This window comes from uncultured Campylobacter sp., assembly GCF_938045405.1.
Classification (GTDB): Bacteria; Campylobacterota; Campylobacteria; order Campylobacterales; family Campylobacteraceae; genus Campylobacter_B.
Genome location: NZ_CALIMW010000073.1, coordinates 1 through 10338, shown reverse-complemented (window position 1 = coordinate 10338; position 10338 = coordinate 1). Strand labels below are relative to the sequence as shown.

Sequence of the window (10338 nt, the reverse complement as noted above, 5' to 3'; positions counted from 1 at the left end):
CTGCGAAATTAGGCGGTTTTTAAGCGCGTTGATGTTTGATCTGCGGTCTAGGCGGTTTTTGTTCGGGTTTTTCGGTATCACGCTAAGAAGTGCGATTTGAGCGTTGCTAAGCTCGCGTAGATCCTTTTTGAAGTAAAAATACGCCGCGGTTTTGACCCCCTCGATGTTGCCGCCGTATGGGGCGAGGTTGAAATACATTCCTAAAATTTCATCCTTGCTGAAGTGCCACTCCAGCTGAAAGGCGTTGAAAATTTCGATGATTTTGTTCTTGTAGCTGCGCTGTTTTGGGCGCATCATACGCGCAACCTGCATCGTAATCGTCGAGGCTCCGACGCGCTCGACGTTGCCCTCGCTTTTTTTAGTAAAATTTTGTGTAAAATTATACGTAGCCGCGCGCAGGATCGAGGCGGGATTGACGCCGAAATGGTAGTAAAAATATCGATCCTCGAAGTAGATTGCGCTTTGTTTCAGCCGCGGCGGTATCTCGTCCGCGCTCGCGTAAAAGCGCCAAATTTGATCGTCGCTGATCTGCATATTTAAAATTTCGCCGTTTCGGTCATATAAAATTCTACTTTTCTGCTTGTTTAGCATATCCAAATTTAGCGGATAAAGCGCGTCTAGGATCAAAAACAGAGCAAATGCAAATGCGCAAAATAGCGCGATTTTTAACGTAAATTTTAGAAATTTCATCGCGCAATTATATCAAAGAATTTTAATGATTTTAGGCTATAATGGCGCCTTTTTGCAAAGGAATAATCTTGGACGCTCTAGCTAAGCTAAACACCGAACAATACGCCGCAGCGACCGCTCCTGCGGGACATAATCTGATAATCGCAAGCGCAGGCACGGGCAAAACCAGCACCATCGTCGCGCGCATCGCTCATCTGCTAAATCTCGGCACGAGCCCTAGAAAAATTTTGCTTCTTACTTTTACGAACAAGGCCGCGAGCGAGATGATAGCGAGGCTGCAGCGGCATTTTGATAAAAAAATTACCTCTGCAATCGTCGCGGGCACCTTCCACGCCGTATCCTACGCTCTACTTCGCGAGCTCGGTAAAGGCGTGATTTTAAAGCAGCCCGCCGAGCTAAAAACCCTGCTAAAAAGCCTCGTAGAAAGGCGCAAATTTTATCACGTAAGTGACGTGCGCCCCTACGGCGGGGCGTATCTGTACGACGTGTATTCGCTGTATCAAAACAAGGAGATGAGCGCGGATTTTGAGACGTGGTTTAGCAAAAACTACGAGGATCAGGCGGAATTTGCCGAAATTTACGCAGATATTTTGCGCGAGTTCGAAGAGGAAAAGGCGAAATTTAACTACGCCGATTTCAACGACGTTTTGCTAAAAATGCGCCATGAGCTGCGAAAGGGCGCGCCGCTGCGGTTTGATGAAATTTTAGTGGACGAGTATCAGGACACGAACTCGCTGCAAGGAAGCCTCATCGATGCCTTCGCGACGAAAAGCCTTTTTTGCGTCGGCGATTTTGATCAGAGCATTTATGCCTTTAACGGCGCAAACATCGACATCATCGGCAGCTTCGGCAAGCGCTTTGCGGACGCTAAAATTTACGCGCTAAATATCAACTATCGCTCAAGCTCGGCGATTTTGGCGCTTGCAAACCGCGTCATCGCGAACAATCCGCGCCTTTACGAAAAGAAGCTGATCGTGGGCCGCGAGGGAAAATTTAGCGCGCCTAGGCTGCATGTTTACGACGATACGGCGGCGCAATACGCCCACGTAGCCGCACAGATCGCGCAAAGCAGCACCCTGCGCGAAAAGATCGCCGTCATCTTTCGCAACAACTCCAGCGCCGACGGCGTCGAAGTAGCGCTTAAGGAGCTCGGTATCGGCGCGAAGCGAAAAGGCGGCGTGAGCTTTTTTGAAAGCCGCGAAATCAAGGCCTTTACGGACATTTTCGCGATGATAATAAACCCCAAAGATATGATGGCCTTTATGAGTACGTGCGAATACGCAAGAGGCGTCGGCAGCGCGCTAAGTAAGGAGCTTTTCGACGCGCTGATCGCGCTTGGGCACGGAAGCATTCACGCAGGGCTTTTGCGTCCCGACGAGAGCGTTAAAATTTTTGAAAAAAAGAGGAAAAACTACCAGCTCGGACTTTTTGACGATGTCGATATTATCGGCTCGGTATCGCGCTTTGAAGCTTTGGAATTTGACGAGTTTTTTCGCTCGCATCCGGTGCTAAAACACAATAAAATTACCGAGGGCGGCGCCGTATTTTTGCACGAAATTTATAAAATTTTTAAAAAAAGCGGCTCAGCTACGAGGTCCGCTACGCTGATCTCGCAGATCAAAAACTCGCGCCTTTTCGCGCTCGTGGCGGATTTCATCGCGACGAAGCGCGCGACGCTAAAAAACGGCAAGATAGACGATGAGCGCAAAAAGGACGAGATCTCACGCATTTACGATAAATGCGGAATTTTAGAGCAGATCGCCGTCAAATACGCGGATCCGCAGAGCTTTTATAATTTCATAACTCTGGGCGCAAAGGAGATGAGCGAGGGCGAGGGGGTAAATCTGCTCAGCGTGCACGCAAGCAAGGGGCTTGAGTTTTGCAGCGTCTATCTCATCGATCTGGCGCAAAACCGCTTCCCGAACCTCAAGCTAATGGCGATGGGCGGCAGCCTGGAGGAGGAGCGGCGGCTATTTTACGTGGCGGTTACTAGAGCGCGCGACGAGCTGGTGCTAAGCTACGCGAAATTTGATAAGATCAGAAAGATTAATTACGAGCCGAGTTGCTTTTTAAGGGAAGCGGGGCTGGTGAAGTAAGCGAAATTTTGCTCGCTAAATTTTAAATTTCATTTTAGCGCGGCGTGGATCGTTTGGGTAAGAATTTTACTCCTCGCGTACGTCTGGTGCGCGGTTCTGCTTTTTTGACGAATTATTATGGTAAGAATTTTGCCACGCGATTTTTGTAAATTTTTGCAGTGCGGGCGCTACGGCACCAATACGAGCGCGATTTTACGTAGTTAGAATTGCGAAGCGGTAGCTTCTTTTGCGAGCCAAAATTTATCGACATTTTGCCTAAATTCAAGCCCGACATACGGTCTAGCGATAAAATTTTACCCCCATCCGCTATTTTAGAATTTCTCCCAAGCCTAAGGACGATTTTAATTTATAGCGGCGAAATTTTGCCCTTACTTGAAATTTTACCGATAGCTCACTGCGAGTTGTAAGATTTTGCGCTCGTCGCGCTCGCACTGGGCGGCAGTAGGGCGGAATCGCGCTTAAAACGACATAGCGGCGCAAAATTTCCACGGCTCACAAGCGTAAAATCGCTCTTGATCGCAAAATATGGCGGCTTTAAACTTGCTATTTTGCGGCTCGATAAATTCTGGAGGTAGCGGCTGGGTTTTAAGCTGCTATGAGAAGCGTGACTGCTTGGATTTTTTTGCGAGCTGTGCGCGAGCTATGTGGCAGTGCAATCAAAGGCGGTTTAAAATGGTGATATTTGCGGCGCGGGCGGTTGCAAAATTTTACGCCGCAAATGCGAGCCAAATTTTAAAATTTAGCTCCCGCTCTGCCGTAGAGTTTTGATGCGGTAAATTCTCCGTGAAATCTCGCACGGCTAGAATTTTGCAGAAGAATTCGACGGCAATAAAATTCCGCCGCCCTATTTCATCTTTCTCTTACTTTGAAATTTACGTGTTTTATACATCGCGGAGCTAAAATTTATTTGATAAATTCCAAAAATGCCGCAAATTCTACGACGAGTTAAAATTTACGGACGCACCAAATTTACGGCGCCGCAAAATTTTAAATTTCACTACGTATTGCGCGCGCCGTAAAAAGTACGTGCCCTACCGAATTTATTGCCGCGGCGGAATTCTGCGCCGTGGCAACCCACATATTTGTTAAATAGATTTCGCGTCGCGTAAAATTCCATTGCCGGTAAAGTTTGTTGCCGATCAATTTTATCGCCGCATAAAATACTGTCCGCGCAAATTTAACGCGGCGCAAAGCCCTTCGCCGCGTAAACTCACAGCGTATTAAACACCCTATCTCCCGCGTCTCCAAGACCCGGCACGATATATTTTTGCTCGTTTAGTCTCTCGTCGATCGCCGCGGTAAAAACCTCGACCTGCGGGTAGATCTCGCTAAATCTATGAAGCCCCTCGGGCGCTGCGATGATGGAGATAAATTTGATCTTTTTAACGCCGTTTTTCAGCAGAAATTTCACCGCATCGATCGCCGTGCCGCCGGTCGCAAACATCGGATCGATGATGATTGCGGTGCGCTCCGCGGCGTCGGCGGGCAGTTTGGCGTAAAAAAACTCCGCCTGCGCGGTCTTTTCGTCGCGCTGAAAGCCCAAAAATCCCACGCTGGCATCCGGTATGAGCTTGAAAACGCTATCTAGCATCCCCAGCGCGGCGCGCAAAATCGGGCAGATCATGATCTTTGTGGCGAGCTTATACGCGCTGGTTTGCGCCACGGGCGTATGCACGCTCACCTCGCGCAGCGCCAGATCGCGCGTCGCCTCAAACATCATCAGGTAGCTGATCTCATCGACGAGCATGCGAAACTGAAACGGATCGGTATCCCGATCGCGCAGGATCGTGAGCTTATGCTCGATCAGCGGGTGCTTGATCAGCCTCACGTTAGGCAGCTCGCACGCGGTTTGGTACGTACAATTTTGGCTTTGGCTCATTTTCTCTCCTTAAATTTACTGAATTTTGCGCCCTTTGGGGCATTTTGATCGTATATTTTAGCGCGAGCTCTCGCGTCATGTCGCTGAAATTTGCCGATAACGGCAACGCGATTTTAAATTTAGCTCATTTTAGCTCACAATGCGCGCGTTACGTTTAAATTTAACTCGGCGGCTCGCTTTAAATTTAGCGCTTTTAAAAACGCAGTGCTTTAAATTTAGCTTGCGCGTGCGCTTTTGATTTAGCCGCTATTTAAACAGGGCGCGCTTTTTATCGGCACCGAGCGCTACTTTTCGGCGAGTGCTCGCGGCGTAAATTTCATCTGCGAAATTATCGTCTGAGGCGGCTTTAAATTTACTTAATGCTCGCGCTCGTGAGCCAAATTTTAAAATTCCACGTTATCTTGCGCGCCGATAAAATTTTAATTTATGCACGCTGATTGCCCCGCAAACGAGCTAAAATAAATCGAGCATATCCTTAAATTTAGCCCGCCGCAAGCGGTTAAATTTGCCGTACCGAAGCGATCAAATTTAACCGCAAAGCCCCTACTCCTTCACCACGCGCAGGAACGAATACACGTCCTGCACCCCGGGAGCGTGCGTCGCGTACCAGATCGCGTGCTTTTCGTGCTCGATGTCCGTTACTACGCCGCTAAATACCACGTCGCAGCCCACAATCGCCACGCGCACCGCAGTGCCCGAAACGTCGGTATCGGAAAAGAGATTTTTCTTTAAATTTGTAAAAATTTCAAACGAATTGCACGGATATTCGGGCTTTTTGACGCGCAGATAGGTATGCACGCGCCGCACGCCTTCGGTTTGCCGAGCCAAAGCAAGCAGCGGCTCGCGCATCGCCTCGCTCTCAAGCAGTCCGATGAGATAGACCTCGCCGTAGAAGCACTCGACCTCCAAATCCCAGCTGCTAAGGCCTTTGGTAAATAGAATTTTGCTTTGGATTTTAGTTTGGATGAGCTTGTCGCTAGCGACCTCGCTTACGCTGCGGCGGTCGCGCGCTACGGAGTAGATGTCATACACGCTAAGCGCGTTGCCAGCGGGCGCAAGCGGAGCCGCGCACGAGCTAAATAGCGCCGCGCAAGAGAGCAAAAACACCGACAAAAATGCCAGAAACAAAACCCTCAAACCCTCTCCAATCTTGTTTAATTTCTAATTATCTCAAGCCAGCCGTTAGCTTCACTTTTTAATTTTAGCCCCGCAGGCGCCATTTTGCCGCAGCTTAAAATTTTGCGCTGCGAGATTCCGCCCAAACCGCGCGCCGCAAAATTTTACAATATAAATTTTAAAATTTACGTTGTAATTCGCACGGCTTGCAGAATTTTGCGCTTTCGCCATGGCGGAATTTCGCGAGCAGTATTGGTAGCCGTAAAATTCTACGTGGCTAAATTTTCATTGCAAATTTGCCTCTGCGAATTCTACGAAGTAAAATTTCTCGAAGCGGAATTCGCTGCCTTAAATTTTATATTTCAAAATCTGCGCCAAAAATTTCGCCCGGTTGCGGCTAATTCGTCGTAAGCCCGCCGTCTATCGCAAATATCGCGCCGCTGACCCATTTCGCCGCATCCGACGCCAAAAACACCGCCGCATCGCCGATGTCCTGCGCGCTGCCGATTTTGCCAAGCGGATAGATATTTTTTACCATCTGTTCAAACGCCTCGCGCCCCTGCGGGCTAAGCGCGCTTAAATTTCGCTCAAACTGCGGCGTCAGCACGCTTCCGGGCGCTATGGCATTGACGCGAATGCCGAGTTTGCCGACCTCAAAGGCAAGCGATTTGGTGAAAGAATTTAGCGCGCCTTTGGTAATCGAATACGCCGTCGTGGTGCGCCCCACGAGCATTCGATTCGCAAAATACGACGAGATATTGATCACGCAGCCCTTGCTAGCCGCAAGCGCGCCCAAAAGCCCCTGAGTAAGCAGATAGGGCGCTTTGACGTTTAGGTTTAGATGAGCGTCCAGCAGCGCTTCGTCGGTCGCCTCAAACGGTACGAATTTTCCCAACCCGGCGTTATTTACTAGGATATCTATCTTAGGAGATTGCGCTAAAATGCGCTCGCAAAGCCCTTTTATCGTTTTGCTTTGCGCCAAATCCGCCTCTACCGCGTAAATTTTCACGCCGTAACCGCCCAATGCCTCCTGAGCGATTTTTAATTTCTCCTCGCTTCTGCCGAGCAGGATCAAATTTGCGCCCTCTTCGGCGAAACACTTTGCGATGCCAAGCCCTATGCCGTCGCTTCCGCCAGTGATTACGGCGGTTTTGCCCTCTAATCGTTTCATACTTTTCCTTTCAATACGTAAATTTAAGTTCTAAAAATTTGAGCGAGATTTACGGATCTTGCAAACTTCGAAATTTTGCAGGCTTTAAAATTTTACCCGCTTTAAAATTTTACGGCGAAGCGAAATTTCGTCGATAAAATTTTACTAATTTTAAAATTCCATCGATAAAATTTCACGGCAAAATTCCATCGTAAAGCTCGCGGTGGAATTTCATCGGGAATTTCATCCGTAAATTCCACCCAAACTGCGCCGCTTGGCTTACAGCACCTGTTTTACGCTGCTAGCCGTGATTTCAAGCAATCTCGTAGCAAACGGAAATTTCGCCTTCGTTTCCTCAAACTCCGCGCCGCTATCTATAAAGCGCGCCGTGCCCTTCACCACAAAGCCGCGCCCTGCGCCAAACCTGCCTGCTAGCTCCTTCGTTGCGACGCTAAGCTCGACGTTCGGATTAGCCTCCACGTTGCTTTGCGTCTTTTTCATACCCGCAGCGGGGATGAGGATGCGATCACCCTTAATGACGAGATATCTGTTCCACGTATTGCTGATATGAGCCTCGCCCTGCGCGCAGGTAGCGATACCCACGGCGCATTCATAATTCAAAATCTCCAAAAACTCTTTGCTAAACATTTTCTCTCCTTAAATTTACATTTTAAAGCTCGCGATTTTGGCTGACAAGCCCCGCGCGCAACTGAAATTCTAACTACCTCCGCCACTTTCCGCCGCGGTTAAATTTTATACTTCAAAAGCGCCTCCTTGTCAGCTTTGCTTACGCGAAAGCTATCGCGAATCTTTGATATCGCCTTGTTTTGGATAAATTTAGCCGCCCGCTTGCTCGCCAAAAACGCAAGAGTGCTCTCGCGCTGCTTGATAAACATCTCGGCTATCGCCCACGCCGCACCCATCTGCACGTAGTACCGCCCGTCGCTTTCGGCGGCGCAAATTTCAAAAAATTCCTCGGGCGAGATCGCGTCCATATTTCGCATAAAATAAACGTAGAAAAATCGCCTCTCAAACTCGTCCGCGCCGCCCTTAGCCTGCTTTAGCAGCGCATCCGCAAAAGCGGCGTCTCTGAATTTCGGAGCGAACATATCGCAAACCGCCCAATTAGGCATCGTTTTGATAAAATTGCTCGCAAGGGTAAATTTCATCTCATCCTGCTTTAAAAGCATTATAAAAAAGCCCTTTAGCACGAACTCCTCGTGAAAAAAGGGCTCGTAATTTTGCAGCTCGCGCCGCGCCTCATCCGCCCCGCTCAAAGCGGCGAAACTTTTGCGAGCAAGTGCGCGCAGCGCGGGAGTGCGCACGCCCAAAATCTGCGGCGCGGGTATTAGGCGCTGCGAAAATTGCGCGAATTTCTCCTCGCTTAGCGCTCGCAGCTGCCCTAGCATCTTTTCTCGTAAATCCATGGCTTTCCTTTAAATTTGATCGTAAATTTAATCGCGCGCAAGATTGCGATTTTATAACGGCGCGCCGAAATTTTGCCGCATAGGACTTTTATTTAAACAGATCGCGCCGCACGCACAAACTAATCACCCGATAGATCGCACCGCTTCAAGTCACTCGTCGTACCCGCTCAAAGTCTTTTGCCTAAAAATACGCCCTGTCAAATCGCGCAGTATGCCTCAGGGCAAAGCAAGCCGTGCCGCCAAAGCCGCTCAAATGAAGCTCGGCGCGTCGTTTGAAAACAAAATTAGATCACCGCTGTGCGTATTTTCGCTCAAAACCCGCTGCAAATCGCGCTTGTCTTTCAAAACGATAGTCTTTGCGGGAGCAATTTTGCTCTGCAGAACCTCGGAATTTAGCTCGCCCGTGATGATCGCGAGATCGAAAATTTCATCGATCTTGGCGCCTAACGTCTCGTTGTCCTCGCGCGTGCTCTCGACGATGCCCGGCGTGATGATGACCTTGCGCCCGCCGTAGCTTCGCATCAGCTCGTAGCTTTGCAGCATGCCGCTTAGATTGCCGTTGAAGCTATCGTCGATGATGATCTTGCCGCCCGCATCGAGCCGCGCGAGGCGGTGCTCGACGGCGCTAACGTGCGCGACGCGGCTTTTGATCTTATCAGCGCTAAGCCCCAAAAATCGCGCGATCTTTATACATGCGGCGAGATTTGCAGCGTTAAATTTACCCAAAATCGGCGCAAAAAACTCATGTCTCTTTCCTTGTTCGCTACGCCCGTTTGAAGCCTCTTGCGCACCCTGCTCTTTGTCGCTGCAAATTTTATCGTCGCTAACGGCACGGGCGGCTTGTTCGTAAAATTCTTGCTCGCTCCGTTCGGCGCAGGATATGGAATTTGTATCGTTAAAATCGGCGCCGTAATTTTTAGAATTTTTGTCTTTTTCCGCGCATGTCGCACTGCTTGCATCTAGGCTTAAATCACCCTGCCCTTCGCCTTCTGCGGCGGATGTTTCTGCGCGCGGCACAGAATTTTCGCAGCTTGCACCGCTTTCATCTTCGCTCAAGCTAAGACTAAATTTTATACCGTCCAGATCCGCGCCGCAAATTTCCAGCCCCTCGTCATAGATCGTGACGCGCTCGCTCGGGTTTTTTTGCGTGCAGCTGTGTAAAAACGCATGCTTTAGCCGCGCACTTGTGAGCGCTTCGAGCTTGGTTTTACGGATGTTTTCGATGCTTTTGAAATACTCTATGTGTTGCGCGCCGATCTCGCCCACGACGACGATCTGCGGTGCCAAAAACTCGGTGATCTCGGCGATGTCGCCGCTTAGCCTGGCGCCTGCTTCGGCGATGTAGATCTGCGTATCTGCGGGTAGTGCCTCGTTTACGTCGCGCACGAGCCCTGCTAGCGTGTTTACCGAGCGCGGCGTCTTGTAGCAGCGAAAGTCGCTTTTTAAAATTTGATACAAGAAATTTTTAATGCTCGTCTTGCCGTAGCTCGCAGTGATCTGAATGATCGTAAGCGAGGGCATCTGGGCTAGTTTTTTGCGTGCGGCGGCCTTAAATTTCGCGGCCTGCGCCCGCTCGTAAGCAAAGCTCGCCACAAGAGCGGCGCCAAGCGGTAAGAAGATCGGCAAAATCGGAGCTTCTGCGGCATAAAACACGGCGCTGAAGCCAAATGCACAGAGTGCCAAAATCGCAAAAAATCGCTTCACGCGCGGCGTAAAGACGAGCTTTTTATCTAGCCCTCTTTGCCAAAAATAAAGCGCTAGCGCATAGGCCGCGACGATTAGAATTTTAGCGGCGCATAGGGCATAGAGGAATGCAGTGCCAAATTTAGCCGCGCAGAGGCTAGCCGCGATCTCGTAACCAAAATACGCCGCCAGCGGCAAAATCAAAAAATAGAGGTGCCACGCGGGTTTGGTGAAGTGAAAGATGATGCGCGCGGGCTTATACGAAAACCACTGCAGGCAGGTGATCAGATAAAAGCC

9 protein-coding genes are annotated in these 10338 nt (G+C 49.6%); 2 read left to right on the top strand and 7 right to left on the bottom strand.

The features are described from left to right. Window positions 1-690: transglycosylase domain-containing protein (locus Q0140_RS02930; protein WP_297961653.1), on the bottom strand; the 690-nt coding region annotated here is incomplete at its 3' end. A gap of 41 nt (window positions 691-731) precedes the next feature. Here Q0140_RS02930 and Q0140_RS02925 point away from each other — a divergent pair. Together Q0140_RS02925 and Q0140_RS02920 are read left to right on the top strand one after the other, a co-directional pair. Continuing rightward, window positions 732-2786: an ATP-dependent helicase gene (locus Q0140_RS02925; protein ID WP_297961650.1), complete on the top strand. Its 2055-nt coding sequence runs from the start codon at window positions 732-734 to the stop codon at window positions 2784-2786. A 525-nt stretch (window positions 2787-3311) separates the two neighbouring features. Beyond that, complete coding sequence (locus Q0140_RS02920; RefSeq protein ID WP_297961648.1) at window positions 3312-3554, top strand: hypothetical protein; 243 nt, start codon at window positions 3312-3314, stop codon at window positions 3552-3554. Window positions 3555-3996: 442 nt separating this feature from the next. On the opposite strand, the gene upp is transcribed toward Q0140_RS02920, so the two are convergent. The 6 genes from upp to murF form a co-directional block, all read right to left on the bottom strand. Further along, a complete protein-coding gene (gene upp, locus Q0140_RS02915; protein WP_297961655.1) occupies window positions 3997-4623 on the bottom strand; it encodes a uracil phosphoribosyltransferase in 627 nt (208 codons plus the stop codon). 585 nt (window positions 4624-5208) lie between these two features. After that, a complete protein-coding gene (locus tag Q0140_RS02910) occupies window positions 5209-5802 on the bottom strand; it encodes a BON domain-containing protein (protein WP_297961645.1) in 594 nt (197 codons plus the stop codon). Between the two features lie 376 nt (window positions 5803-6178). Then, entirely contained in the window at window positions 6179-6952 is a 774-nt protein-coding gene (locus Q0140_RS02905; RefSeq protein WP_297961642.1) for an SDR family oxidoreductase, read from the bottom strand. A 258-nt stretch (window positions 6953-7210) separates the two neighbouring features. Further along, window positions 7211-7579, bottom strand: coding sequence for a pyridoxamine 5'-phosphate oxidase family protein (locus tag Q0140_RS02900; RefSeq protein ID WP_177389050.1), 369 nt, complete (start codon window positions 7577-7579; stop codon window positions 7211-7213). 98 nt (window positions 7580-7677) lie between these two features. Continuing rightward, the gene (locus Q0140_RS02895; RefSeq protein ID WP_297961639.1) at window positions 7678-8358 is read right to left on the bottom strand and encodes a DNA alkylation repair protein; all 681 of its coding nucleotides are present in this window, start codon (window positions 8356-8358) and stop codon (window positions 7678-7680) included. A gap of 249 nt (window positions 8359-8607) precedes the next feature. After that, window positions 8608-10338, bottom strand: a 1731-nt coding sequence (gene murF / locus Q0140_RS02890) for a UDP-N-acetylmuramoyl-tripeptide--D-alanyl-D-alanine ligase (RefSeq protein WP_297961636.1), incomplete at its 5' end; no start/stop codon positions are given.